Annotated in this window: 27 protein-coding genes; 7 read left to right on the forward strand and 20 right to left on the reverse strand. The window is 71.8% G+C overall.

Features of this window, described 5'->3' with window-relative positions; all coding sequences use genetic code 11:
* Positions 1 to 25 precede the first annotated feature (25 nt).
* The 5 genes from CR938_RS04300 to ccoN are packed head-to-tail and all read right to left on the reverse strand — an operon-like array spanning position 26 to position 3,493.
* Positions 26 to 322, reverse strand: coding sequence for a hypothetical protein (locus tag CR938_RS04300; protein WP_162123832.1), 297 nt, complete (start codon positions 320 to 322; stop codon positions 26 to 28).
* A complete protein-coding gene (gene ccoP, locus CR938_RS04305) occupies positions 319 to 1,257 on the reverse strand; it encodes a cytochrome-c oxidase, cbb3-type subunit III (RefSeq protein ID WP_162123833.1) in 939 nt (312 codons plus the stop codon). The genes CR938_RS04300 and ccoP overlap by 4 nt, the downstream gene beginning before the upstream one ends.
* Positions 1,254 to 1,397, reverse strand: coding sequence for a cbb3-type cytochrome oxidase subunit 3 (locus tag CR938_RS04310; RefSeq protein ID WP_246190967.1), 144 nt, complete (start codon positions 1,395 to 1,397; stop codon positions 1,254 to 1,256). Before CR938_RS04310 ends, ccoP begins: the two co-directional genes overlap by 4 nt.
* Before the next feature lie 11 nt (positions 1,398 to 1,408).
* Complete coding sequence (gene ccoO, locus CR938_RS04315; RefSeq protein ID WP_162123835.1) at positions 1,409 to 2,038, reverse strand: cytochrome-c oxidase, cbb3-type subunit II; 630 nt, start codon at positions 2,036 to 2,038, stop codon at positions 1,409 to 1,411.
* A 15-nt stretch (positions 2,039 to 2,053) separates the two neighbouring features.
* Positions 2,054 to 3,493, reverse strand: a complete 1,440-nt coding sequence (gene ccoN, locus CR938_RS04320; protein WP_162123836.1) for a cytochrome-c oxidase, cbb3-type subunit I — start codon at positions 3,491 to 3,493, stop codon at positions 2,054 to 2,056.
* A 195-nt stretch (positions 3,494 to 3,688) separates the two neighbouring features.
* Here ccoN and CR938_RS04325 point away from each other — a divergent pair, with 195 nt between their 5' ends.
* Together CR938_RS04325 and CR938_RS04330 are read left to right on the forward strand one after the other, a co-directional pair.
* Positions 3,689 to 6,397, forward strand: coding sequence for a bifunctional acetate--CoA ligase family protein/GNAT family N-acetyltransferase (locus tag CR938_RS04325; RefSeq protein WP_162123837.1), 2,709 nt, complete (start codon positions 3,689 to 3,691; stop codon positions 6,395 to 6,397).
* Positions 6,398 to 6,458: 61 nt separating this feature from the next.
* Positions 6,459 to 7,364, forward strand: a complete 906-nt coding sequence (locus CR938_RS04330; protein WP_162123838.1) for an NAD(P)/FAD-dependent oxidoreductase — start codon at positions 6,459 to 6,461, stop codon at positions 7,362 to 7,364.
* Here CR938_RS04330 and prpF read toward each other — a convergent pair.
* The 9 genes from prpF to nirK form a co-directional block, all read right to left on the reverse strand.
* Positions 7,361 to 8,557, reverse strand: coding sequence for a 2-methylaconitate cis-trans isomerase PrpF (gene prpF, locus CR938_RS04335; RefSeq protein WP_162123839.1), 1,197 nt, complete (start codon positions 8,555 to 8,557; stop codon positions 7,361 to 7,363). The genes CR938_RS04330 and prpF overlap by 4 nt on opposite strands.
* The gene (locus CR938_RS04340) at positions 8,554 to 9,192 is read right to left on the reverse strand and encodes a hypothetical protein (RefSeq protein ID WP_162123840.1); all 639 of its coding nucleotides are present in this window, start codon (positions 9,190 to 9,192) and stop codon (positions 8,554 to 8,556) included. The genes prpF and CR938_RS04340 overlap by 4 nt, the downstream gene beginning before the upstream one ends.
* Positions 9,182 to 9,646: an SRPBCC family protein gene (locus tag CR938_RS04345; protein ID WP_162123841.1), complete on the reverse strand. Its 465-nt coding sequence runs from the start codon at positions 9,644 to 9,646 to the stop codon at positions 9,182 to 9,184. The genes CR938_RS04340 and CR938_RS04345 overlap by 11 nt, the downstream gene beginning before the upstream one ends.
* A gap of 43 nt (positions 9,647 to 9,689) precedes the next feature.
* Positions 9,690 to 12,311, reverse strand: coding sequence for a Fe/S-dependent 2-methylisocitrate dehydratase AcnD (gene acnD / locus CR938_RS04350; RefSeq protein WP_162123842.1), 2,622 nt, complete (start codon positions 12,309 to 12,311; stop codon positions 9,690 to 9,692).
* Positions 12,312 to 12,515: 204 nt separating this feature from the next.
* Complete coding sequence (locus tag CR938_RS04355; protein WP_019398249.1) at positions 12,516 to 12,755, reverse strand: hypothetical protein; 240 nt, start codon at positions 12,753 to 12,755, stop codon at positions 12,516 to 12,518.
* A 75-nt stretch (positions 12,756 to 12,830) separates the two neighbouring features.
* Positions 12,831 to 13,289 (reverse strand): azurin, encoded by a 459-nt coding sequence (gene azu, locus CR938_RS04360; RefSeq protein WP_162123843.1) that lies wholly within the window; start codon positions 13,287 to 13,289, stop codon positions 12,831 to 12,833.
* A gap of 37 nt (positions 13,290 to 13,326) precedes the next feature.
* Entirely contained in the window at positions 13,327 to 13,947 is a 621-nt protein-coding gene (locus tag CR938_RS04365; RefSeq protein WP_162123844.1) for an SCO family protein, read from the reverse strand.
* Positions 13,944 to 14,747, reverse strand: a complete 804-nt coding sequence (locus CR938_RS04370) for an SUMF1/EgtB/PvdO family nonheme iron enzyme (protein ID WP_162123845.1) — start codon at positions 14,745 to 14,747, stop codon at positions 13,944 to 13,946. The genes CR938_RS04365 and CR938_RS04370 overlap by 4 nt, the downstream gene beginning before the upstream one ends.
* A gap of 14 nt (positions 14,748 to 14,761) precedes the next feature.
* Positions 14,762 to 15,826, reverse strand: a complete 1,065-nt coding sequence (gene nirK, locus CR938_RS04375) for a copper-containing nitrite reductase (protein WP_162123846.1) — start codon at positions 15,824 to 15,826, stop codon at positions 14,762 to 14,764.
* 239 nt (positions 15,827 to 16,065) lie between these two features.
* On the opposite strand from nirK, the gene CR938_RS04380 reads away from it, so the two are divergent.
* Positions 16,066 to 18,123, forward strand: coding sequence for a TonB-dependent copper receptor (locus tag CR938_RS04380; RefSeq protein ID WP_162123847.1), 2,058 nt, complete (start codon positions 16,066 to 16,068; stop codon positions 18,121 to 18,123).
* Positions 18,124 to 18,177: 54 nt separating this feature from the next.
* Here CR938_RS04380 and CR938_RS04385 read toward each other — a convergent pair whose 3' ends face one another.
* Together CR938_RS04385 and CR938_RS04390 are read right to left on the reverse strand one after the other, a co-directional pair.
* On the reverse strand, positions 18,178 to 19,449 hold the full coding sequence (locus CR938_RS04385) for a hypothetical protein (protein WP_162123848.1): 1,272 nt from the start codon (positions 19,447 to 19,449) through the stop codon (positions 18,178 to 18,180).
* Positions 19,446 to 19,841, reverse strand: a complete 396-nt coding sequence (locus tag CR938_RS04390) for a DUF2249 domain-containing protein (RefSeq protein WP_246190968.1) — start codon at positions 19,839 to 19,841, stop codon at positions 19,446 to 19,448. The genes CR938_RS04385 and CR938_RS04390 overlap by 4 nt, the downstream gene beginning before the upstream one ends.
* Positions 19,842 to 19,897: 56 nt before the next feature.
* On the opposite strand from CR938_RS04390, the gene CR938_RS04395 reads away from it, so the two are divergent.
* Positions 19,898 to 21,142, forward strand: a complete 1,245-nt coding sequence (locus CR938_RS04395) for an alginate export family protein (RefSeq protein WP_170296517.1) — start codon at positions 19,898 to 19,900, stop codon at positions 21,140 to 21,142.
* 10 nt (positions 21,143 to 21,152) lie between these two features.
* Here the strand turns inward: CR938_RS04395 and CR938_RS14775 are convergent, their stop codons facing one another.
* Genes CR938_RS14775 through CR938_RS04405 form a run of 3 tightly spaced genes read right to left on the reverse strand, consistent with a single transcriptional unit; the run spans position 21,153 to position 22,951 of the window.
* A complete protein-coding gene (locus CR938_RS14775; RefSeq protein WP_281350216.1) occupies positions 21,153 to 21,284 on the reverse strand; it encodes a hypothetical protein in 132 nt (43 codons plus the stop codon).
* Between the two features lie 11 nt (positions 21,285 to 21,295).
* Positions 21,296 to 21,697, reverse strand: a complete 402-nt coding sequence (locus tag CR938_RS04400) for a SirB2 family protein (RefSeq protein WP_028914488.1) — start codon at positions 21,695 to 21,697, stop codon at positions 21,296 to 21,298.
* 9 nt (positions 21,698 to 21,706) lie between these two features.
* Positions 21,707 to 22,951: an NnrS family protein gene (locus CR938_RS04405; RefSeq protein ID WP_162123849.1), complete on the reverse strand. Its 1,245-nt coding sequence runs from the start codon at positions 22,949 to 22,951 to the stop codon at positions 21,707 to 21,709.
* 141 nt (positions 22,952 to 23,092) lie between these two features.
* On the opposite strand from CR938_RS04405, the gene CR938_RS04410 reads away from it, so the two are divergent.
* The 3 genes from CR938_RS04410 (at position 23,093) to CR938_RS04420 (ending at position 24,532) form a co-directional block, all read left to right on the forward strand.
* Entirely contained in the window at positions 23,093 to 23,347 is a 255-nt protein-coding gene (locus CR938_RS04410) for a hypothetical protein (protein ID WP_019398260.1), read from the forward strand.
* Between the two features lie 196 nt (positions 23,348 to 23,543).
* Positions 23,544 to 24,215 carry a class I SAM-dependent methyltransferase gene (locus CR938_RS04415; RefSeq protein WP_162123850.1) on the forward strand — a complete coding sequence of 224 codons (672 nt, stop codon included), beginning with the start codon at positions 23,544 to 23,546 and terminating at the stop codon, positions 24,213 to 24,215.
* A complete protein-coding gene (locus CR938_RS04420; protein ID WP_019398262.1) occupies positions 24,212 to 24,532 on the forward strand; it encodes a YkgJ family cysteine cluster protein in 321 nt (106 codons plus the stop codon). Before CR938_RS04415 ends, CR938_RS04420 begins: the two co-directional genes overlap by 4 nt.
* 143 nt (positions 24,533 to 24,675) lie before the next feature.
* Here the strand turns inward: CR938_RS04420 and CR938_RS04425 are convergent.
* The coding region (locus CR938_RS04425) for a transposase (RefSeq protein ID WP_149860985.1) at positions 24,676 to 24,796 on the reverse strand (121 nt) is incomplete at its 5' end.

Raw genomic sequence — 24,796 nt, forward strand, 5'->3', positions numbered from 1 at the left:
TCCCAGGCGCCGGGCGCGTGGCCCCTCAGTCGGGCGGGAGCGGACGGTTGAAGCGGCTGGCGGGCCTCAGCAGGATCCAGGTGAACAGGCTGGAGGAGGCGGTGGCCAGCCAGAACACGAAAAAGCCCAGCGTGTAGCCGAGCTCCCGGGTCATGGGCAGGTTGGGGAAGGTCAGGTCGCGCAGGGCCAGCGGGTCGACGAAGGCGAAGAACACCATCGTCGCCACGCCGGCCGCGAAGAAGCTCGGCCAGGCGATGGCCCCCACGCGCCACACGAGTGGGCGTGGGGGGTGGTCGATCCTGGACTCGCCGTGGTCGCTCACTGCGCCCCCGAGGCTTCCTTGGAACCGTCCCGATTATGCGACAGGGACCAGACGTATGCACCCACCAGGCGGGCGCGGGTCTCGCCCAGGCGTTCGCGGTGGGCCGGCATGCTGCCGTGGCGGCCTTCGGTGATGGTCTTGTACAGGCTCTCGCGGCTGCTGCCGTACATCCAGTAGTTGTCGGTCAGGTCCGGGGCGCCCAGCTCCTGGTTGCCCTTGCCGTCGATGCCGTGGCAGGCCACGCACACGCCCTCGTACAGCTTCTTGCCCTGGGCCGCCAGGAAGTCGCCCTGCATGGCCTCCGGGTTGGACAGGGTGCGCACGTAGGCGATCACGTAGTTCACCGCCTCCGGGCCGCCCATGCCGGTCAGCACCTCGCCCCACGGCGGCATCACGCCCTCGCGGCCGTCGAGGATGGTGGCCAGGATCTGCTCCGGCTCGCCGCCCCAGTGCCAGATGTCGTCGGTCAGGTTCGGGTAGCCCACCGCGCCCTGGCCGGCCGAGCCGTGGCACACCGCACAGGTGTTGGCGAAGATCGAACGGCCCAGCTCGACGGCCTTCGGATCGGAGGCCAGCTGGTCGATCGGCTTGCCGGCGTACGGCTTGAAGGTCTGCTCCAGGCGGGCGTCCCACACCGCCTTCTGCTCGGCGTGCTCCTTCTGCGAGGTCCAGCCGCTGAAGCCGGGGATGCCGCCCAGGCCGCCGTACCAGAAGAAGTACACGATCGCGAAGACGATGGTGATGTAGAACAGGTTGATCCACCACCTGGGCAGCGGCTTGTTGTACTCGGTGATGTCACCGTCCCAGGTGTGCAGCGTGTCCTCGGGCTTCGGATCGCCCGGGCGCCGGCGCGAGGTCCACCACAGCAGCCACGCGCAACCGACGATGTTCAGCGCGACCAGGGCAATGACGTACCACGTCCATCCCATGCTCATGCGCGGTTCTCCCCAATGTTGCCCTGATGCCGGTCTTCTTCGAGCGGCAGGCGCGCCGCGGCATCAAACTCGGTCCTGCGTGCCGGGCTCCAGGCCCAGATCCAGCCGCCGATGAACAGCACCAGCAGCAGCGCGGTCACGATTCCGGAGATCATTGCTGGCCCCCCTTGGGCGCGGCGCGGCCCAGCCCCTGCAGGTAGGCGACCACGGCGTCCAGCTCGGTCTTGCCCTCGAGCTCGGCCGGCGCCTGCTCGATCTGCTCCTCGCTGTACGGATGGCCCAGCTTCTTCAGGGCCTTCATGCGGTTGGCCACCGTCTGCCCGTCGACCTTGTTCTCGGCCAGCCACGGGAAGGACGGCATGTTGGACTCGGGCACCACGTCGCGCGGGTTGATCAGGTGGACGCGGTGCCAGTCGTCCGAGTAGCGGCCGCCGACGCGGGCCAGGTCCGGGCCGGTACGCTTGGAGCCCCACTGGAACGGGCGGTCGTAGACCGACTCGCCGGCCAGCGAGTAGTGGCCGTAGCGCTCGGACTCGAAGCGCAGGGTTCGGACCATCTGCGAGTGGCAGTTGTAGCAGCCCTCGCGGACGTAGATATCGCGGCCGGCCAGCTCGAGCGCCGGGTAGGGTTCCACGCCCTCCAGCGGCTCGATGGCCTCGGCCTGGAACATCAGCGGCACGATCTCCGCCAGGCCGCCGAAGGACACGGCCACCGCGATCAGCGCGGCCATGAGGCCGACGTTCTTCTCGACTTTAGCGTGCGGGTTCTGGTTGTCGCTCATGGTATTCCTTCCTCCTCAGGCGCGCGCTTCGGAGGCTTCGACGGGCAGCACGGGCTGCGGGGCAATGGCCTGGGCGCTGCGGTAGGTACGCCAGACGTTCCAGGCCATCACGCCCATGCCGGCCAGCACCAGCACGCCGCCGCCGAGGCGGATCAGGTAGTACGGGTAGGTGGCGTTCAGCGACTCGACGAAGCTGTAGGTCAGCGTGCCGTCGGGGTTGGTGGCGCGCCACATCAGGCCCTGCATCACGCCGGCGATCCACATCGAGGCGATGTACAGGACCACACCGCCGGTGTGCAGCCAGAAGTGCAGGTCCACGGCCTTGACCGAGAACATCTGCTCGCGGCCCAGCAGGCGCGGCAGCAGCGAGTAGATCGAGCCGATCGAGATCATCGCCACCCAGCCCAGGGCGCCGGCGTGCACGTGGCCGACGGTCCAGTCGGTGTAGTGGGACAGCGAGTTGACCGTCTTGATCGACATCATCGGCCCCTCGAAGGTGGCGATCATGTAGAACGAGACGGAGACGATCAGGAACTTCAGGATCGGGTCGGTGCGCAGCTTGTACCAGACACCCGACAGGGTCATGATGCCGTTGATCGCGCCGCCCCAGGACGGGGCCAGCAGGATCAGCGAGAACACCATGCCCAGCGACTGCGCCCAGTCGGGCAGCGCGGTGTACTGCAGGTGGTGCGGGCCGGCCCACATGTACACGGCGATCAGCGCCCAGAAGTGCACGATCGACAGGCGGTACGAGTAGACCGGGCGGCCGGCCTGCTTGGGCACGAAGTAGTACATCATGCCCAGGAAGCCCGCGGTCAGGAAGAAGCCCACCGCGTTGTGGCCGTACCACCACTGCACCATCGCGTCGACCGCGCCGGCGTAGACCGGATAGGAGTGCAGGAGGCCGGTCGGCAGGGCGATGTTGTTGACGATGTGCAGCAGCGCCACCGCGATGATGAAACTGGCGTAGAACCAGTTGGCCACGTAGATGTGCTTGACGCGGCGCTTGGCGATGGTGCCGATGAACAGCACGGCGTATGCCACCCAGACCGCGGCGATCAGCACGTCGATCGGCCAGATCAGCTCGGCGTACTCCTTGCCCTGGGTCAGGCCCAGCGGCAGGGTGATGGCGGCCAGCACGATCACCGCCTGCCAGCCCCAGAACACGAAGGCGGCCAGCTTGTCCGAGATCAGGCGGACATGGCACGTGCGCTGGACCACGTGCAGGCTGGTGGCGAACAGCGCGCAACCGCCGAAGGCGAAGATCACCGCGTTGGTGTGCAGCGGCCGCAGACGGCCGTAGCTGAGCCACGGGATGCCCTCGCCCAGCGTCGGCCAGTAGAGCTGGGCGGCGATGATCACGCCCACCAGCATGCCCACGATGCCCCAGACCACGGTCATGACCGTGAACTGGCGCACCACTTTGTCGTTATATGTCTCCTGCGCGGTCGACACGTCCCTATCCTCCTGTGGATAGCGCGCATCATCCGCGGCGGCCGCGAGGAAGCATTGATCCTGATCAAGCTCCGCGAACCGTTCATCTGCTAACCCTTTGAATGGGGGGGTCTGTGCAACCCCGCCGGGTCACGCGCCCCGGGCGCACCAGACCTGGTATCACCTCCCAGTGAGACGAGAGACCGAGCCGCGCCGATGAGCATTTACGCCCTGGATGCCGTATTCGCCCCCAAGTCCGTCGCCGTGGTCGGCGCCAGCCAGCGGCCCGGCTCGGTCGGCCGCACCGTGGTGCAGAACCTGCGCCAGGCCGGCTTCGCCGGACCGATAGGCCTGGTCAATCCCAAGTACCGCGAGATCGACGGCGTCCCGGCGGTACCCAGCCTGCGCCAGCTGCCGTTCAAACCGGAGCTGGTGGTGGTCACCACCCCGGCCGAAACGGTGCCGGGCGTGGTGGCCCAGGCGGTGGAGGTGGGGGCGCGCGCGGCGATCGTGGTCACCGCCGGCCTGGGCCACGGCCCGGGCTCGCTGCTGGAGCACCTGCGCAACGAGGCCCGCCCGCATGGCATGCGCATCGTCGGGCCCAACTGCCTGGGGGTGATGTCCCCGCACGTGGGGCTCAACGCCAGCTTCGCCGCGCGCAGCCCGATCCCGGGCGACCTGGCCCTGATCTCGCAGTCCGGCGCGATCGCCGCCGGCCTGGTGGAGTGGGGCGCGGCGCGCTCGATCGGCTTCTCGGCGGTGGTCTCGCTGGGCGACGCCCTGGACGTGGACTTCGGCGACCTGCTGGACTGGTTTGCCCAGGACACCCGGACCCGGGCGATCCTGCTGTACATCGAATCCATCCGCGACGCGCGCAAGTTCATGTCCGCCGCGCGCGCCGCCGCCCGCTCCAAGCCGGTGGTGGTGGTCAAGTCCGGCCGCCACGCCCAGGGCGCCAGGGCCGCCGCCACCCATACCGGCGCGCTGGCCGGCTCCGACGCGGTGTACGACGCCGCCTTCCGCCGCGCCGGCCTGCTGCGCGTGCACGCGCTGGACGAGCTGTTCGCCGCGGCCGAGACCCTCGGCCACCTGCGCCAGGCCCCGGGCCGGCGCCTGGCCATCCTCACCAACGGCGGCGGCATCGGCGTGCTGGCGGTGGACCGGCTGATGGACCTGGGTGGCCCCCTGGCCAGCCTCGACCCGGAGACCCTGGCGCGGCTGGACAGGGTGCTGCCGCCGACCTGGTCGCACGCCAACCCGGTGGACATCGTCGGCGACGCCGACGCGGACCGCTACACCGCCTCGCTGGAGGCGCTGCTGGACGACCCGGGCACCGACGCGGTGCTGGTGATGAACGTGCCCACCGCCCTGGCCTCGCCGGAGGGCGCGGCCGAGGCCGTGGCCCGGGTGATCGAGAAACGCGCCAAGGGCCCGGGCCGCAAGCCGGTGCTGGGCGTGTGGCTGGGCGCGCAGGATGCGGCCGTCGCCCACCTGGACCGGGTCGGCGTGCCCACCTACGCCACCGAATCGGACGCGGTGCGCGGGTTCATGTATCTGGTGCGCCACCGCGAGGCGCAGCAGGCGCTCATGGAGACCCCGCCGAGCCTGCCGGAGGACTTCGTGGTGGACACCGCCACCGCCCGGCAGGTGGTGGCCCGCGCCCTGGAGCAGGGCCGCGGCTGGCTCGACCCGCTGGAGGTGGTCGCGGTGCTGGAGGCCTACGGCATCCCGGTCACGCCGGCCTGGAAGGCGGCCACCCCGGAGGAGGCCGTGGCCGCGGCCGCGCCGGTGCTGGCCGAGGGCGGCCAGGTGGCGGTGAAGATCCTCTCGCCGGACATCGTGCACAAGTCCGACGTGGACGGCGTGCGCCTGAACCTGGGCAGCGAGAAGGCGGTGCGCGAGGCAGTGAAGCTGGTGCTGGCCCGCGCCCGCGAGCTGCGCCCGCAGGCGCGCATCGACGGGGTGACCGTGCATCCGATGGTGCGCCGTTCCAAGTCGCGCGAGCTGATCGCCGGCATCGCCGACGATGCCACCTTCGGCCCGGTGATCGTGTTCGGCCGCGGCGGCACCGCGGTGGAGGTGATCGACGACAAGGCCCTGGCGCTGCCGCCGCTGGACCTGCGCCTGGCCCACGACCTGATCTCGCGCACCCGGGTGGCGCGCCGGCTGAAGGCCTACCGCGACGTGCCGGCGGCCGACGAGCGCGCGGTGGCGCTGGTGCTGGTCAAGCTGGCGCAGCTGGCCGCCGACGTGCCGCAGATCCGCGAGCTGGACATCAACCCGCTGCTGGCCGACCACGAGGGCGTGATCGCGGTGGACGCGCGCATCGCTGTCGCCCCGCACCCGGGCCCGGCACAGAAGGGACCGTGGCATTCCAGCTTCGTGATCCGCCCGTATCCCAAGGAGTGGGAGCGCGAGGTCGAGCTGCCGCACGGCCGGCGGATGTTCGTGCGCCCGGTGCGGCCGGAGGACGAGGCGCTGTTCCTGTCCTTCTTCGCCCGCGTCACCGACGAGGACCTGCGCCTGCGCTTCTTCTCGGCGGTGCGCCACTTCAGCCACGAGTTCATCGCCCGCCTGACCCAGCTGGACTACGCCCGCTCCATCGCCCTGGTGGCGCTGGACCCGGACAGCGGCGAGATGCTGGGCGCGGTGCGCCTGCTGGCCGACGCCAACTACGAGCGCGGCGAGTACGGCATCCTGGTGCGCTCGGACCTCAAGGGCCACGGCATCGGCTGGCAGCTGATGCGGATCATGATCGAGTGGGCCGGCAGCATCGGCCTGAAGGCGGTGCAGGGCCAGGTCCTGCGCGAGAACGTGACCATGCTGGCCATGTGCCAGCAGCTGGGCTTCCGCATCACCCCCGATCCGGACGATCCCTCGCTGATGGACGTGCTGCTGGACGTGGACGGCGGCACCACGCCCTGAGCCTGGTGCCGCACCGCCGCGTGATCGCGCCGCCTTCACGGCGCTGGCCGAAGATGCGGCCATGGCACGGGGCACGGGCAGCGGCAGGGTGGACGTGGCGGTGGTCGGCGGCGGCCCGGCCGGGCTGACCGCGGCCATCTACCTGGGCCGGCTGCACCGTGGCTGCGTGGTGCTCGATGCCGGCCACAGCCGCGCGCGCTGGATCCCGGAGAGCAATAACTGTCCCGGCTTCCCCGGCGGCATCTCCGGCGACGCGCTGCTGGCGCGGCTGCGCGAACAGGCCGCGCAGTTCGGCGCGCGCCTGGAGCGGACCACGGTCACCGCGCTGCAGCGCGACGGAGGCGGCTTCCGCCTGGAGGATGGGCAGGGTCGCACGTGGCAGGCGCGCGCGGTGGTCCTGGCCACCGGCCTGGCCGACCGCCTGCCGCCGATGGAGGACGTGGAAGCGGCCATCGCCTGCGGCGCGCTGCGCCTGTGCCCGGTGTGCGACGCCTACGAGGTGACCGGACGGCGCATCGGCGTGCATGGGCCGTGGGCGGCGATCACCGCGCACGCACGCTTCCTGCGCGGCTACACCGCGGACCTGGCGCTGCTGCCTACCGACCACGCCGGGCAGGCCGATGACCTGCCGGACGTGGAGGTGCTGCCGCCCGGCGGCCGCCTGGAGTTCGACGGGGTGCACTGCGCCTGGGTGGTGGACGGGCGGTGCCACGCCTTCGACACGGTCTATCCGTTCCTGGGCTGCGACACCAGCGCGGCGCTGGCCCGCCAGGCCGGGGTGGTGCTGACCGGCACCGGCGAGATCCCGGTGGAGCCGGGCCAGCAGACCACCGGCGTGCCGGGCCTGTACGCCATCGGCGACGTGGTCAGCGGCCTGAACCAGATCTCGGTGGCGGTGGGGCAGGCGGCGCTGGCCGCGCTGCACCTGCACGCGCGCCTGCCGTTCGTGCCGCGCGCGCCGGACTAGCCTTCCAGCGCGTCGGCCGGCACCCGCACCCAGCCCTCCATCAGCACGCGCGCGCTGCGGCTCATCACCGCGCGGGTGACGGTCCACTGGCCGTCCACCTGGGCCACCGAGGCTCCCACGCGCAGGGTGCCGGAGGGGTGGCCGAAGCGCACGATCTCGCGCGAGCCGCCGCCAGCGGCGCGGTTGACCAGGGTGCCCGGCACCGCGGCGGCGGTGGCGATGGCCACCGAGGCGGTACCCATCATGGCGTGGTGCAGCTTGCCCATGGACATGGCGCGCACGTTGAGGTCGATGTCCGCGGCGGCCACGGCCTTGCCGCTGCTGGCCACGTAGTCGCGCGGCGGGGCGACGAAGGCCACCTTGGGCGTGTGCTGGCGGGTGGCGGCCTCCTCCGGGGTGCGGATCAGGTCCATGCGCAGCGCGCCGGCCACGCGGATGGCTTCCAGCTTCTCCAGGGCGGCCGGATCGCCGTTGATGGCCGGCTGCAGCTCGGTGCCGGTGAAGCCGATGGCTTGCGCGTCCACGAACACGGTGGGGATGCCGGCGTTGATCAGGGTGGCCTCCAGCGTGCCCACCCCGGGCACTTCGAGCGTGTCGACGGGCCGGCCGGTGGGGAACATGCCGCCACCGCCCTCCCCGCCCCCGTCGGCCGGGTCGAGGAATTCGACCACGATCTCCGCGGCGGGGAAGGCCACGCCGTCCAGCTCGAAGTCGCCGGTCTCCTGCACCTGGCCGTCGCGGACCGGCACGTGCACGACGATGGTCTTGCCGATGTTGGCCTGCCACACCCGCACCGGGACGGTGCCGTTGTCCGGGATGCGCGCCGGGTCGATGAAGCCGTTGGCCACGGCGAACGGCCCCACCGCGGTGGTGAGGTTGCCGCAGTTGCCGCTCCAGTCGACGAAGTCTTCCTCGATGGCAACCTGGCCGTACAGGTAGTCCACGTCGTGGCCGGGCCGGGTGGAGGCGGAGATGATCACGCACTTGCTGGTGCTGGAGGTGGCCCCGCCCATGCCGTCGGTGTGCTTGCCGTAGGGGTCGGGCGAGCCGATCACTCGTTGCAGCAGGCGGTCGCGCGCGCGGCCGGGCACCTGCGCCTCCGGCGGCAGGTCCTGCAGGCGGAAGAACACGCCCTTGGAGGTGCCGCCGCGCATGTAGGTGGCGGGGATGCGGAGCTGGGGCTGGTGGCTCATGTCGGCGTCGAGGGTTCGGGAAGGAATCGGAACTGCCCGGCACGCGCCGGCGCCAGCGGCCAGCGGGCCAGGAGGGTGTAACGGTAGGGATCACCGCCGCCGCGCACCAGCTCGAACGCCCCGGCCTGCCACGGGACAGGCGGCGCCGGCCGGCCCGGCTGCGGGGGGCCGTCGCAGGCGTGATTGAGGACGATGTGCGGAGCATGGCCGTACAGCGCAGGCAGGCCTTCGGCGACCAGCGCCTGGCCGAGGCGGGAGACCAGCTGTTCCAGCGGCCGGTGCCGGCGGTGCGCGCAGAACTGCGCGTGGCCGTCGGCGGTGACACGCACCCGGTCCAGTTCGATGCGGAAGGTGTCGGCCTGCACCCGCGCACCGGCCTGCAGCAGGCGCTGGCGGATCTCGGGGGTGTCCTCGTAGCGGGCGCTGACCCGCTGGTGCCAGCATTCCACCGGCCAGTGGTCGCCCAGCAGGTCCAGCATGCCGGCATGCTCGAGCGACTGGATGACGGCGTCGCGCACCGGTGCCGGCGGATGGAGGATGAACAGGAGGCGGTCACCGTGGCCGCCCCACCACGCCAGCGGCAGCGGCGCGCGGTGCGCCGCCCCGGTTCCGGTGCGGGACGGCTCAGGCCTCATCCGGTATCTCGGGCTCCACGAGCCGCGCCAGCATGTCCAGCGAGTCGCGCCAGCCCAGGTGGCACAGGTCCACCGGGATGGCGGCAGGGATGCCCTCCTGGACGACGCGCAGCTCGGTGCCGGCGACGCTGGGCCGCAGGGTGACGGTGGTGCGGGTCTCGCCCGACAGGGCGGGATCGTCGAAGCGGTCGGCGTAGACCAGGCGCTCGCCCTCCACCAGCTCCAGGAACCTGACCGTGAACGACTGGCTGCGGCCGCTGCCGAAGTTGGTGAAGGACATCCGGTAGCCGCCGCCCACGCCCGGCTGGAAATCGTGCATGTGCGCGGTGAAGCCGTACGGCGGCAGCCAGCGCACCAGCGCGTCCGGATCGGTGAACGCGCGGTACACCCGTGCCGGCGGTGCGGCCAGGACGCGGTGCAGGTGGACGGTGCCGGTGGCGGTGGTGTGGTTCATGTCATGGTCCTCCGGGTGGGTCACACCCGGAGCGACGATCGGATCAGGCCGCTTTCGACGAGGCCTCCAGGAAATCCTGGGCGAAGCGCTGCAGCACGCCGCCGGCCTCGTAGATGCTCACCTCCTCGGCGGTGTCCAGGCGGCAGGTCACCGGGACCTCGAGGGTCTCCCCGTTGCGGCGGTGGATGACCAGGGTCAGGTCCGCGCGCGGGGCGCGGGTGCCGACTACGTCGAAGGTCTCGGTGCCGTCGATGCCCAGGGTCAGGCGGGTGGTGCCCGGCTTGAACTCCAGCGGCAGCACGCCCATGCCGATCAGGTTGGTGCGGTGGATGCGCTCGAAGCCTTCGGCCACGATCGCCTCCACGCCGGCCAGGCGCACGCCCTTGGCGGCCCAGTCGCGCGAGCTGCCCTGCCCGTAGTCGGCGCCGGCGATGATGATCAGCGGCTGCCGGCGTTCCATGTAGGTCTCGATCACCTCCCACATGCGCATCACCTTGCCCTCCGGCTCCAGCCGCGCCAGCGAGCCCTGGCGCACGCTGCCGTCCTCGTTGCGCACCATCTCGTTGAGCAGCTTGGGGTTGGCGAAGGTGGCGCGCTGCGCGGTGAGGTGGTCGCCGCGGTGGGTGGCGTAGGAATTGAAGTCCTCCTCCGGCACGCCCATCCTCGCCAGGTATTCGCCGGCGGCGCTGGTGGGCAGGATGGCGTTGGACGGGGAGATGTGGTCGGTGGTGATGTTGTCGCCCAGCACCGCCAGCGGGCGCATGCCGCGCAGGGTGCGCTCGCCGGCCAGCGCGCCCTCCCAGTAAGGCGGGCGGCGGATGTAGGTGCTCATCGGGCGCCAGTCGTACAGCGGCCTGGCCGGCTCGCCGTGTTCCACGCGCACCTGGAACATCGGGCCGTACACCTTGCGGTACTGCTCCGGCTTGACCGCCGCGCGCAGCACCGCGTCGATCTCCTCGTCCGCGGGCCAGATGTCCTTGAGCGTGACCGGGCGGCCCTCGGCGTCGTGGCCGAGCACGTCCTTCTCGATGTCGAAGCGGATGGTGCCGGCGATGGCGTAGGCGATCACCAGCGGCGGGCTGGCCAGGAAGGCCTGCTTGGCGTACGGGTGGATGCGGCCGTCGAAGTTGCGGTTGCCCGACAGCACCGCCACCGCGTACAGGTCGCGGTCGATGATCTCCTGCTGGATCTTCGGGTCCAGCGCGCCGCTCATGCCGTTGCAGGTGGTGCAGGCGAAGCCGACCACGCCGAAGCCGAGCTTCTCAAGCTCCGGCAGCAGGCCGGCCTCCTCCAGGTACAGCTGCACCGCGCGCGAGCCCGGCGCCAGCGAGGACTTCACCCACGGCTTGCGCACCAGGCCCCTGGCGTTGGCGTTGCGCGCCAGCAGGCCGGCCGCGATCACGTTGCGCGGGTTGGAGGTGTTGGTGCAGGAGGTGATGGCGGCGATGATCACGGCCCCGTCCGGCAGCAGGCCCCGGGCTTCCTGCTCGCGCGCGGCCTGCAGCAGCTCCGGGGTGGCGATGCCGCGCTCGGCCAGGGCGGTGGTGGGCAGGCGGCGGTGCGGATTGGACGGGCCGGCCAGGTTGCGCACCACGCCGGACAGGTCGAACTCCAGGACGCGCTCGTACTGCGCCTGGCGCAGGTCGTCGGCCCACAGGCCGGCGGTCTTCGCATAGGTCTCCACCAGCTGCACCTGCTGCTCGTCGCGGCCGGTCAGGCGCAGGTAGTCCAGGGTCTGCTGGTCGATGTGGAACAGCGCGGCGGTGGCGCCGTACTCCGGGCACATGTTGGAGATGGTGGCGCGGTCGCCGATGGTCAGCGACGCGGCGCCGTCGCCGAAGAACTCCAGGTAGTGGCCGACCACGCGCCGGGCGCGCAGGAACTCGGTCAGGGCCAGCACCACGTCGGTGGCGGTGATGCCCGGGGCCATGCGCCCGGTCAGGCGCACACCGGTGATCTCCGGCAGGCGCATCCACGAAGCGCGGCCCAGCATCACGTTCTCGGCCTCCAGGCCGCCCACGCCGATGGCGATCACGCCCAGCGCGTCCACGTGCGGGGTGTGCGAGTCGGTGCCCACGCAGGTGTCGGGGAAGGCCACCCCGTCCTGCACGTACACCACCGGCGACATCTTCTCCAGGTTGATCTGGTGCATGATGCCGTTGCCCGGCGGGATCACCTCCACGTTGCGGAAGGCGTGCCGGCACCACTCGATGAAGTGGAAGCGGTCGGCGTTGCGGCGCTCCTCGATGGCGCGGTTCTTCTCGAAGGCCTGCGGGTCGTGGCCGCCGCACTCCACCGCCAGCGAGTGGTCCACCACCAGCTGCACCGGCACCACCGGGTTGACCTTGGCCGGATCGCCGCCGCGCTCGGCGATGGCGTCGCGCAGGCCGGCCAGGTCCACCAGCGCGGTCTGGCCGAGGATGTCGTGGCAGACCACGCGCACCGGGTACCAGGGGAAGTCCAGGTCGCGGCGGCGCTCGACCAGCTGCAACAGGTAGTCGCGCAGGTGCGCCGGGTCGGCGCGGCGCACCAGGTTCTCGGCGTGCACGCGGCTGGGGTAGGGCAGGCCGGCCCAGGCGCCCGGGCGGATGGCCTCCACGGCCTCGCGGGCGTCGTACCAGTGCAGGGGGGTTCCGGGGAGGGGCTTGCGGTGCTTGGTATTCATGGCGGGCAGGTCGCTGGTCGCGCCGGCCTGCCTGCCGCCGGTGCGGAGCGCACCGGCCTGCCGGGCGGGCCGGGCATGGATCGGAGGACCGATCTTACCCCTGCGTCGCGCCACGACCCGCCGCCGGAGGCCGGAAACAGCGGGTTTGCGGCCTGAATGCGGGTCTCGTATTGATGCCGGCGATCAACGGATCGCCGCGGCGCTTCAGCCGCTGCAGCCGCCGCAGCACACCGAAGGCACGATGTGGATGGCCTGCTGCGGCACCGGGACGCCGGCGGCGGCGAGGATCGCCCCGACCTCGGCGGTGCCGGCGCAGGTGGCCACGCGCAGGTGGCCGCTGGCCGGGTCCAGGTCCACGAGGGCGGCCGGGTCGCTTTCCAGCAGGGCCTGCTCGATGCGTGCCAGGTCGACCCGCGTCGGATCGATGCGGATGTCCAGTTCCATGCGGGAATCCCCTTGGGGCCGCGTCGCGGCCGGGAACGGGCCACCCGTGCCTCGGCGGCACGGGTGGCGCGGGACTTACTTGGTGACGACCAGCTTGCCCTTCATCATGGCCGAGTGGCCCGGGAAGGTGCAGAAGAAGCTGTAGTCACCGCCCGGGGTCAGGGCCTTGCCCGGGAAGGTGACCTTGGTCTTCTGGCCGCCGCCGATCAGCTCGGTGTGGGCGATCACGCGGGCGTCGCCCTTGGGCACGTAGGCGTTGGCGGCGCCGGCCTTGATGCCGTCGCGGGCGATGCCGGCCATGTCGGCGGTCTTGCTGATGACCACGTTGTGGCCCATCGCGGTGACCGGCAGCTTGCCGGTGTGCGCCAGCTCGACGGTGATGGTCGGGCAGCTGGCCGAGACGGTGGCCTCCTTCAGGTCGAACTTCATGGCGTCGTCGCCCTTGAGCGAGATGGTGCAGTTGCCGGCGGCCTGGGCCATGCCGGCGGCGCCCATCAGGGCCAGGGCAGCGAGGATGCGGGTGCGGTTCTTCATGGTGGTTACTCCGGTTTGACGGGGATGGATGGAAGCGTCAGTCCGCGGCCAGCGTGGCGCGGACCTGTTGCACGAATGCGGGATCGGGCGCGATGCCCGTGACTTCGGAGCGTGCGACCTCGCGGCCCTCGGCGTCAAGCAGCACCAGTACGCTGGTGTGGTTGATGCTGCCGTCGTCGCGGAAGCGGTAGCGTACGCCCAACACGCTGGCCAGGGCGCGGACCGCGTCCGGTTCCGGGCGCAGGTAGCGCCAGGCGGCGGGCGTGCGGTGGTCGGCGGCGACCGCGGCCCGGGCCTGCGGGGTGTCGCGCGCCGGGTCCAGGGTGATGACCGCCACGCCCAGGCGTTCGCCGTCGGCGCCCAGCTGCTTCTGCAGGGCCTTGGCGTTCTCCAGGATCAGCGGGCACATCAGGTGGCAGTTGGCGTAGAACATCGACACCAGCTGCGGCCGGCCGTGCAGGTCGGACCAGCGCAGCGGCTGGCCGTGCTGGTCGGTCAGGCCGGCATCGACCTGGTACAGCGAACTGCCGGGCAGCATGGTCGCCGCGGGCGCGTCCGGCCCGGCCAGCGCGGCCAGGGCGACCGGCAGCGGCCCGCACAGGGATAGCGCCAGGGCCAGGCCCAGGGCGGTACGCAGGGGTTTGAAGTGGTGGTTCATGGCTGGCTCCTCGCGCAGCGGAAGCCCAGGTTGCCGAGGGTGGCAGCGGGCGTGAGGGCCGACAGCAGGACGAAGCGCTTGACCGCGCCGTAGTCGGCCGGATCGTTGAAGGCCATGGCCGAGGCGCCGCAGTACTGCAGGGCGTCGCCGTCGTCGCGGCCGCGGCGGTCGCCGCCGCCCAGCAACGAGGTGGCGTCGCCGGTCCATTCCCAGTAGGCGCCGTGCAGGCCACGGACGCCGTACACGTTGGCCGGGGCGTCCGCCGCGGCATCGGGCGCGTGCGGGGTGCCGTCGTTGGCCTGGCGCAGGCGCCACTGGCGGTCGTGGCGGGCATCGGCGCGGGTGGCGTCGGCGGCCGCGGCGAATTCCCACTCGAGGAAGTCCGGCAGGCGCCCGCCAGCCTCGCGGCAGAACGCATCGGCGGCGTACCAGTTCACGTGCACCACCGGGGCGTCCGGGTCCAGCCTGGCGCCGGGGGCGTCGGCACTTTCCCAGTGGCCCAGGTAGCCGGGACTGGAGAACAGCGCGGGGATGCGGTCGCGCCGCCACTCGGGGCGGCGCGCCACGAATGCGGCGAACTGGGCGTTGCTGACCGGGCGCTCCATCAGCTGGAACGGCGCCACCGGCAGCACCGGCCGCTCCTCCTCGAAGCGCACCGCCGAACGGAACGCGCCGCCGGGAATGGACCGCCATGCGATCCCGCCGCCGGACGCCGCGTCGGTGGCGGCGGCCCCGGCCAGGGCCGGAGCCAGCGCCAGGAAGGCGGCGAGGGTGGTGGACAGGGGCATGCTGCGGGACATGGCGGCGGCTGCGCTCAGTGCTGGTGGCCCTGGGGTTCGGCTTCCGGGTACTCGACGTCGTGCTGCTGGCCGGTGTAGATCTCCGGGCGCTTCTCGCCGTCGACCTTGAGGATGCCCAGCGTGCCCTTGTGGAAGGCGCGGAACAGGCTGTGGTCGACCAGCACGAAGTTGCCGGGCACGTCGGCCTTGAACTCGACGATGGCCGCGCCACCGGCCGGGATCAGCGTGGTCTGCACGTTCTCCTGGTACTTGCTGCCGCCCTCGAAGTAGACCTTGTCGAAGATCTCGCCGATGACGTGGAAGCTGGAGGTCAGGTTGGGGCCGCCGTTGCCGACGTACATGCGGATCTTCTCGCCGGCGTTGGCCTGCAGCGCGTTGTCGCCGGTGAGCGCGCCGACCGAGCCGTTGAACACCACGTAGGTCGGATCCTCGGCGATGCCCTTCTCCAGGCTGAAGGCCTGCAGGCCTTTCTCGCCGTTGGCACCCTCGGTGTAGAAGTCGCCCTGCATGACGTAGAACTCCTTGTCCACCGGCTCCATGCCTTCCTCCGGTTCGACCAGGATCAGGCCGTACATGCCGTTGGCCACGTGCATCGCCACCGGGGCCATCGCGCAGTGGTAGACGTACAGGCCGGGGTTGAGCGCCTTGAACGTGAACTGCGTCTCGCGGCCGGGCAGGGTGAAGGTGGCCTCGGCGCCGCCGCCTTCGCCGGTCACCGCGTGCAGGTCGATGTTGTGGGAGAAGTGCGAGCTGTGGTGGTTCTTCAGCCGGAACTCCACCGTGTCGCCCTCGCGCACGCGGATGAAGCTGCCGGGGACCGAACCACCGAAGGTCCAGAAGTTGTAGGTGACGCCGTCGTCCAGCTGCATCTCCTTCTCGACGATCTCCAGGTCGACCACGACCTTGGCCGGGGTCTTGCGCGAGATCGGGGCCGGGACCAGCGGCGGCGCGGTCAGCTGCGCCTGCACGACCGGCAGCGGGGCATCGGAAGCCTTGGCCTTGGCGGCGAAGGCGGGAGCGGAAGCCAGGGCGATTGCCGCCGAAAGCGCGCCGATGGCCAGGTGGTGACGGATCTTCATGTTTCGTCTCCTTCGTCTCGTTGGGCTGCGGGACGAACAGTGCGCGTACGCCACCGGACGGACCTTGATTTGCATCAATCCGCTACCCGCGGCGGGCACGACCTGCGCTCCACTTGACCCAGGTCAAGCCGGTGCATGGCGGCCGCCTGCGGGGGCTTGCGATTGACCACCATCAAGGCGCATGCGGCGGCCGGCGCAAGACTGCCCGTACCCCGAGGAAACGCGCACGAGGCGCAGCCATGATCCGCAATCCCCTTGCCCATGCCCTGGTCGCCGCGCTTTGCGCCGCCGTCCCCGCCGCCGTGGCCGCGGACGGGCATGTCCATGCCGAACTGGCCACCACCGACCTGGATGGGGTGGTGGTACTGGGCGTGGCCCCGGTGGCCGCGGCCACCTTCACCACCGATCCGAAGCTGCCGCGCCAGCCGGTCCCCGCCAGCGATGGCGCCGACTACCTGAAGACCATCCCCGGCTTCTCCACCCTGCGCAGTGGCGGCACCAACGGCGATCCGGTACTGCGCGGCATGTTCGGCTCGCGCATCGCCCTGCTCACCAACGACGGCGTGCTCAGCGGCGCCTGTCCCTCGCGCATGGACAACGCCATGTCCTACATCGCGCCGGAGACCTACGACCGCCTGACCGTCGTGAAGGGTCCTCAGACCGTGCTGTGGGGAGGCGGCGCCTCGGCCGGCACGGTGCGCTTCGAGCGCGAGATCCCGTACTTCGACCGCCCGGGCGTGCGTGCCCAGGGCAGCCTGCTGGCCGGCGGCAACGGCCGCAACGACCAGGTGCTGGATGCCAGTGCCGGCACCCCGCGCGGTTATGCGCGTGTCGCCGGCAACCGTTCGGAGGCCAGCGACTACCGCGCCGGTGACGGCCGCCGCGTGCCCTCGGCCTGGGACAAGTGGAACGCCGACGCGGCAATCGGCTGGACCCCAGATGCGGACACCGTGCTGGAGCTGTCGGCTGGCACCGGCGATGCCGAAGCCCGCTATGCCGGCCGCGGCATGGACGGCTCGCGGTTCCGCCGCGACAGCCTCGGCCTGCGCTTTGAAAAGAAGCACATGGGTGGCGTGCTCGATGCGGTGGTGGCCAGCCTCTACCGCAACGAGGTCGACCACGTGATGGACAACTACAGCCTGCGCGACCCGGATTCGGATTCGGCCATGCCCATGCCGATGGCCAGCAATGTCGGCGACACCAGCGAGGGCGGGCGCATTGCCCTGACCTTCCAGCACGGCCGCTGGGAGGTGACCGCCGGCGTGGACGGCAGGCAGGGCGAACACCGCCGGCGCAGCGGCATGGGCCGCGACGCCTGGCGCCAGGCGCCCTGGACCCATGACGCACGCACCCGCACCGTCGGCGCGTTCGCCGAATCGCACTGGCACATCGACGAGGTGCACCACCTGATGTCCGGCCTGCGCGTGGACCGCGCCCGTGCCGAGGACCGGCGCGCGCGCACCGGCAGCGGCATGGACGCCATGCCCAACCCGACCGCGGGCCAGCGCCGGGGGGAAACCCTCGCCGGCGGCTTCGTCCGCTACGAGCACGACATGGCCGGGCGCTTCGGCTGGTATGCCGGCCTCGGCCACGCCGAGCGCATGCCGGACTACTGGGAGCTGTTCTCGCCCACGATGGGGCCGCAGGGCGCGGCCAATGCCTTCATCGGTCTGCAGCCGGAGCGCACCACCCAGCTCGACGCCGGCCTGCAGTACCGCGCCGGCAAGGTGGAAGCCTGGGCCTCGGTCTACGCCGGGCGGATCGACGACTACATCGTGTTCGACTATGTCCCCGGCGGGATGATGGGAGGCAGCACGCGTGCACGGAACCTGGATGCGGACATCGCCGGCGGCGAACTGGGCGCGGACNGGAAGCCGCGGCCCGGACTGAAGCTGGGCGGCGCCCTGGCCTATGCCGGGGGCCGGACCACGGAGGGCGCGCTGCCGCAGATGCCGCCGCTGGAGGAGCGCCGGACCGCCAGTGGCGAGCGCGGTCCCTGGTCCTGGGGCGCGCTGCTGCGCGTGGCCGCGGCCCAGCACCGCAGCAATACCGGGCAGGGCAACGTGGTCGGCCGCGACCTGGGCCCGAGCCCGGGCTTCGCGGTGTTCTCGCTCAACGGCGGCTACCGCTTCGGGCAGCGCGTGCAGCTGGCCGCGGGCATCGACAACCTGTTCGACCGCAATTACCGCGAGCACCTCAATGCCGCCGGCAACAGCGGTTTCGGCTACCCCTCCGAGCCGGAGCGCATCGCCGAGCCGGGGCGCACGGCCTGGATCAAGCTCAACTTCAGCTACTGAGCCGGATGTTGCCGGTGGCGGCGCTGTCGGGGACCGCCGCCGGATATCCGCACCTCATCGGTAGGCTTCCGGATGCAGCCGGAAGTGGCGCGCGCGTCGCAGGCAACGCAGCAGGCAGAGCGCGGTTGCCGCATGCGCCGCAGACAGGGCCAGGCCGGCGGCAAGCGTCGCCAGCGGTCCGAGGAACGCGGCCGGCAGCAGCAGCGCTGCGACCAGGTGCAGGGCCAGGACGCGGCGCTTGTCTTCCTCCGGCTGCAGGCGGCCCACCGCGGGAATGCGCATGCCGCGCGGGCAGCGGCCGCGCAGGTCCACCCAGGCGATGAATGCAACGATCTCCAGCAGCATGCCGGTGACCAGCAGCGGCGCACCGACGCCCAGGCCCAGCACACCCGCAAGCATGGCCCACGCCGGTGCTTCAAGGCCTGGAGCGCCGGCTGCACCCGCGCAGGCCGCCGCGGCCGCCAGGCACAGTGCGATGCAGCCGGCGCACCAGAAGCGCACCAGCGCCGGATTGCGCCGGTGCGGCGCATGCCATTGCAGCCGCAGCACCGCCGCGGCAAGGACGCCGGCCTGCAGGGCGAGGGCCAGCGTGACCACGGTCGCCGGCATGCCAAGCAATCGCGCCACTGCCGCGGCCAGCGGCAGGACCACCGCCGCCAGGGTCCAGGCGCGCTGCGCGCGGGGCGCCACCTGCGCGGTGCCCTGGAACATGGGCACGGTCACCCCGCCGACTGCCGCCAGCAGGCCAAGCAGCCAGCCGCCGCCACCGAGCATGGCGTGGGCGTCCACCACCTGGTCCAGGGGCAGCATGAGGTAGCCGCGCAGCACTGCGATCGCCACCACGCCCAGCAACGCCGTCGCCGCCAGTGCCAGCAGCGCCGCGCCGATGCCCGCGCGCAGCAGCCGCTGCGTGCCCTGGCGCAGCAGCGCCGGCAGCGGCGGGGCGAGCACGGGCAACAACGATGCCGCCAGCAGGGTCGCCGCCGCGGGCAGCACGGCAGGCCAGCGGTACAACGCCAGCACGAACAGGACCAGGCCCAGGTTCAGCGCCGCATGCGCCAGCGGCAGCAGGCGCCCGGCGCGCACCGGCGTGCCGGCGGCCACCGGCAGGAACTGCAGCAGGCTGCCGAGCATGGCGTTGCCAAGCACGCCCAGGGTGAACACATGTACCAGGGCCACCACCGGCGGCGACCAGCGTCCGCCGTCCAGGAGGTGCGGGTCGGCGACCAGCAGTGCGCCGGCAACCACGCCCCACGCAGGCGCGCACAGCAGGAAGCGCAGCGGCCGCACCGCCGGCGGCGCGCTGGCGAAGGCCAGGCCGCTCATGCCCGTGCCGTTGCCGCGCCCGCAGCGGGCGCAGCGATGGAGCCGGCCCGGCTGCGCGGCCGCCGCCAGATCGCGATGCGGCAACCGCCTTCGGGCAGATCTCGCAGCCGCCATGCCCAGCCTTGCGCTTCCAGCATGGGTAGCAGGGGTACCGGACGGAACGGCGTCAGCGCCACCAGGACCGCGCGTACGGGCAGGACCTCCAGCGCATCGAGGATGCGCTGCATTGGTTCGGGTGGCGGCAGGTGGCGCAGGTCGAGCAGATGGGCCATGGCGATCGGCGGGCGGGTGCGGGCCGCTGCACGTTCGCAGCGCGGCTGCCGCGGCGCATTGACGTGCGTCAGCCGCGTGCGCGGATCACTCCGCCGCCGCGGCGTCTTGACCCTCGTCATGGCTCGCTGGCGCTGGCGGGCCTAGCGTGCGCGCAACCCCACACTCCGGCTCCCCCATGACTGCCCAATACCGTCCGCGCCACGTCGCACCCCTGCTTGCCCTGGCCATGCTTCCCCTGCCCGCGTTGGCCGCGCAGGACGCAGGCCCCGGCACCTGGCTCGACCTGCGCTACCGCCATGAACGCGTCGACCAGTCCGGCTTCGGCGAGGATGCGGTCGCCAACACCTTGCGCCTGCGCGTGGGCGCACGCAGCGCGCCGTGGCATGGCTGGTCGGCGCTGGCCGAGGCCGACGCGGTGCTGGGCCAGGACGATGGTCGCTACAACGACACCCGCAATGGCCGCCGCGCCTATCCCGTGGTCGCCGATCCGGCCGGCGCGGAGATCAACCAGGCCCTGCTGCGCCACGCCGGCACCCGCACCGTCGCGACCCTGGGCCGGCAGCGGATCAACCTGGACAACCAGCGCTTCGTCGGCGGCAGCGCGTGGCGGCAGAACGAACAGACCTACGACGGCGTGCACCTGCAGCTGGCCGCCACGCCGCGCCTGGCGCTGGATTACGCCTGGATCGGCGGGGTCAGCACCATCTTCGGGCCGGCCGACAGCAGCGCCTCCACCGGTGCCAACCCCTCCGACAGCAGCGGCGACAGCCATCTGCTGCGCGCCGCGCTGCAGCTTGCGCCGCCGCTGCGCCTGGTCGCCTACCACTACCGGGTGGAACTGGAGGACATGGCGGTCACCGCGGCCGCGCCGCTGGGCACCCTGGACAGCCGCACCAGCGGCCTGCGCCTGGAGGGAAGCCGGGGCCGATGGAGCTATGCGGGCGAATACGCGCGCCAGCGGGACCTTGCGGGCAACCCGTGGCGGCTCGACAGCCGCTACGTACTGGCCGAGCTGGGCTACGCCCTGGCCGGCGGCAGCGTGCTGAAGGCCGGGTACGAGTCGCTGGGCGGCGGCGAGGGCGAGGGCAACCGGGCCTTCCAGACCCCGCTGGCGACCCGGCATGCCTTCCAGGGCTGGGCCGACGTGTTCCTGACCACGCCGGCGCAGGGCGTGGACGACCGCTACGCGGGCGCCACCGTGCCGCTGGCCGGCGGCAGCCTGCAGGCCTGGTACCACGACTTCGCCGCCGAGCGCGGCGGCGGCAGCTATGGACGGGAGCTGGATGTCTCCTACGCGCACGCGGTACCGGGCGTGCAGGGCCTGACCGGCCTGCTGAAGCTGGCCCGCTACCGCAGCGACGACCCGGCTTACAGCGCCGACACCGGCAAGCTCTGGCTGCAGCTGCAGTACAGCTACTGAGGCAGCGTGGCTAGCCGGCGGACGGATCCGCCGGCGGCACCGCTTCCAGGAACAGCGCCACGCCCGCCGCATCGCAGGATTCCTGCAGCAGCGGGCTGGCCGCCAGGCACGGATCGGGAAGCTCGGGGCACTCGTGTTCCATGGTTCCTCCGCTCAGCCGCCGAGCAGGTAGAGCGCGCCTAATGGATGGTGGGCGCGGGCGATGCAGTAGGCCTGCAGGAAGCACAGCGCCGCGGCGGCCAGCAGTCCCCCGCGCGCCCCGGGCCCGCGGCGCGGACGGAAGGCGAGGATGCCCAGCACCACGTAGCTGGCGACGAAGCCCAGCTTCACCAGCAGCCAGCCGTTGGCGTACAGCTCGCGCGGCAGGATGGTCAGCAGCATCAGCGCCGCGGTCAGCAGCACGGTGTCGATCGTGTAGCTGAGGTAGCGCGGCAACGCGTGCCGGGGCCATTGCAGGCCTGCCAGCAGCGATAGCCCGCGCAGGGCGAAGAAGCTGCCGCTGAGCATCACGGCGCTGACGTGGACGAGCTTGATCTGCGGATAGAACTCGATCATGGGAGTGGCTCAGCCGGGACGACCGTCGCGGCGCGGGGTGAGGTAGATATGGCCGATGCGCGCCACCCACGGCGACAGCCCCAGCAGCCAGCCGACCGCGGCCAGTGCCTGCCACAGCCCCGGATCGGGCAGCACGTCGGCCAGGATGCGCAGGGTGGCCACGACCTGGATCGCCACGAACGCGAACCAGGCGATGCCGTACATCCGCAGCGGACGCCCGGAATGGCCCTGGGTCACGCGGGTGACCATCGCCACCAGCAGGCTGCCGAAGAAGCCGACGAACAGCGCGTGCATCGGCGCACGTCCCAGGATGAATTCGCCGGTGAGCCCATAGGCCAGGCTCTGCGCCACGTACAGGCCGAAGGTCACCGGCAGCCATGCGGTGCCGATGAACAGCACCGCCAGCAGGCCCGGCATGCGCGCGCGCGGCCACCAGCGCCACACGGCCAGTGCGGTGAGCGCCAGCAGCGGCGCATCGGTGGTCCACAGCCAGGCGTAGCCGTGCACCAGCTCCAGGGCCAGATGGGCCAGCGCCAGCACCCACACCGCCAGCAGCCACCACAGCGGCCGCCAGGCGCGGTAGCCGGGCACGGCATTGCCGGCGAAGAACGGGAACATGCGATGGGCGACGGTGACGTAAAGCGGCAGCAGCAGGCCGAAGCTCCCCAGCTTGATGCTGGCGAAGGCCCATTGCGCCGATGCACCCAGCACGAAGGCCAGGAACATGGCCAGGCCCAGCCAGCCCAGCAGCAACGCGGCGAAGCAGGAGCGGGCGTGCCAGGTGCGGCCGCGCTCGTCGACCAGCAGGCGGCCCAGCAGGAACAGCGCGGTACTCCAGCCCGCCAGTGCCATCCACAGGCCCACGGTCAGGCCCGCTTCCCAGCCGGCGGCCCCGAGCAGGATCGCCAGCTGCCCGCCCATCAGGCCGGCGCCCACCGGCAGGTAGTGGTGGCGCTGCAGTTCCGGCAGTCCCATCCAGCGCGGGAACACGGTCAGCAGGAAGCCGAACACGAAGCTGGGCAGCACCAGGTGCTGCATCAGGAAGGCGTGCAGCCATCCGGCGGGAACCGGCAACTCCGGCATGGTCCACGCGCCCCAGCGCGCGGACACCAGCCACAGCGCCCACCACAGCATCGCCAGCAGCACATTGGCCGCGCCGATGAAGAACATCAGCCGGTGCGGGGCATGCGCGAGCCAGGCAGGCGAGGGCCGCGCATGGCCGCGGCGGGGCAGGGGAACGGTCTCGATGTGCATGGGCGCAGTCTGTCTCCCGTCCAGGGATGCCGCCTTGACCCAGGTCAGCCCGGAGCGTTGCGCCGGGTTTGACCAGGGTCAAGGCGGGAAGCGAGCGTGCTGCCTAACGTGCGGCCACTCCGGTCACGCCACGAGGAACGCATGAGCCATCCCTCCGCCCAGGCCGATACCGGCGCCGGCCTGTCGCGCCTGGCCGCCATCAGCGCGGCGCTGCGCCCGCACGATCCCGGCGCGCAGGTGGCGCTGGATCCGGACCACGGCAGCGTCCAGGTCCTCACCGTGCTTGACCCGGAAGAAGTGGACCGCATCCTCGCCGCGGCCGGGATCCCTGTCGCGCCAACCCCGGCCGGTGCCGGCGGCGGCTGCGGTTGCGGCTGCTCCTGCAGCGGCGGCTGAGTTCCCCGGATGTCCCTCCGGGCGTGGCGCGCGGCGGCGCCCGCCCGGCGCTTGGGCCTGGGTTCATCGGCCCGGGTGGTACCATGGCGGCGAGCTCCGTGCTCCCACGCGCGTCCCGCGCGGCCTTGCGGCCCCGATTCGCTCCCTTCCACACCTGAGAGGCCCGCCCTGCGCGGCCAAGCCCGGGGAGCAGCACATGCCTGGCTACGAAACCCGCCAAGAACACGTCGCCATCGGCGGCCACGACTACCGCCTGCGCGTGCTCGCCGATCGCCAGCAGTTCTGGGATCCGGACGGGCACGGCGAGCGCCTGGGCATCTCCTCGGCGCAGTGGGCGCTGTTCGGCCAGCTGTGGCCGGCCGGGCAGCTGCTGGCGTGGGCGATGCAGGACTTCGACATCCGCGGCAAGCGCATCCTCGAGCTGGGCTGCGGCATCGGCCTGGCCAGCCTGGTGCTGCAACGGCGCGGCGCCGACGTGGTCGCCTCGGACATGCACCCGCTGGCCGAGGTGTTCCTGGCCTACAACGCCGCGCTCAACGAGCTGCCGGCGCTGCACTACCGCCACCTGCAATGGGACGCGCCGCTGCCGGAGCTGGGCCGTTTCGACCTGATCATCGCCAGCGACGTGCTCTACGAGACCGCGCACGCGCCGCTGCTGGGCGGGGTGATCGACCGCCACGCGCACGCGGCCGCCGAGGTGCTGGTGGCCGACCCGGGGCGCGGCAACAGCGCGCACCTCAACCGCCAGCTGGCCGCGCGCGGCTTCGCCCTGGAGGAGCGGCGCTGCGCATTGCAGCCTGGCGAGGCGCCGCCCTACCGCGGGCGGCTGCTGCACTACACCCGCGGCGTTCCCGGCGGCCAGGCATGAGCCGCCACGGCGCCCGGCACGCGCGCTGCGCGGCCGAGTGCAGCCGTTGCGACGCGGTGTGCTGCCGGCTGACGGTGGTGCTGGACGATGACGACCATGTCCCCGAACACCTGACCGAGCTGCTGCCCGGCGGGGCACGGGTGATGGCGCACGGCGCCGATGGCTGGTGCGTGGCGCTGGATGCGGAGCATCGCAACTGCGGCATCTACGACGACCGCCCGGATACCTGCCGGCGTTTCGTGATGAATGGCCCCTATTGCCGCTCGGTGCGCAGCGAACACGCGGCACGCGGGACGATCCCCCTGTTGCTGCGTTGACCATGGGCCCTTCTCCCTCCGGGAGCGGGGCAGCCTCCCGGCCGCGCCACCGGACCCGGCGGGGACGATGCGCCGCACCTCGGGCGCCCCGCGCCGCACCGCGCGGCACGTGCCATGTGGCCACCCGGGGAAAAAGAGGTTCTTCACCCAAGTCCGGGGAAGGCCGCCCGGATCTTCAGGAAGAAGTAGGCGTCGTCCCGGTAGCCGTAGGCCACCCGCTTGATGACCTTGATCTTGTTGTTGATGCCTTCGACCAGATTGGTT

Source organism: Pseudoxanthomonas taiwanensis, assembly GCF_010093135.1.
Lineage (GTDB): Bacteria > Pseudomonadota > Gammaproteobacteria > Xanthomonadales > Xanthomonadaceae > Pseudoxanthomonas > Pseudoxanthomonas taiwanensis.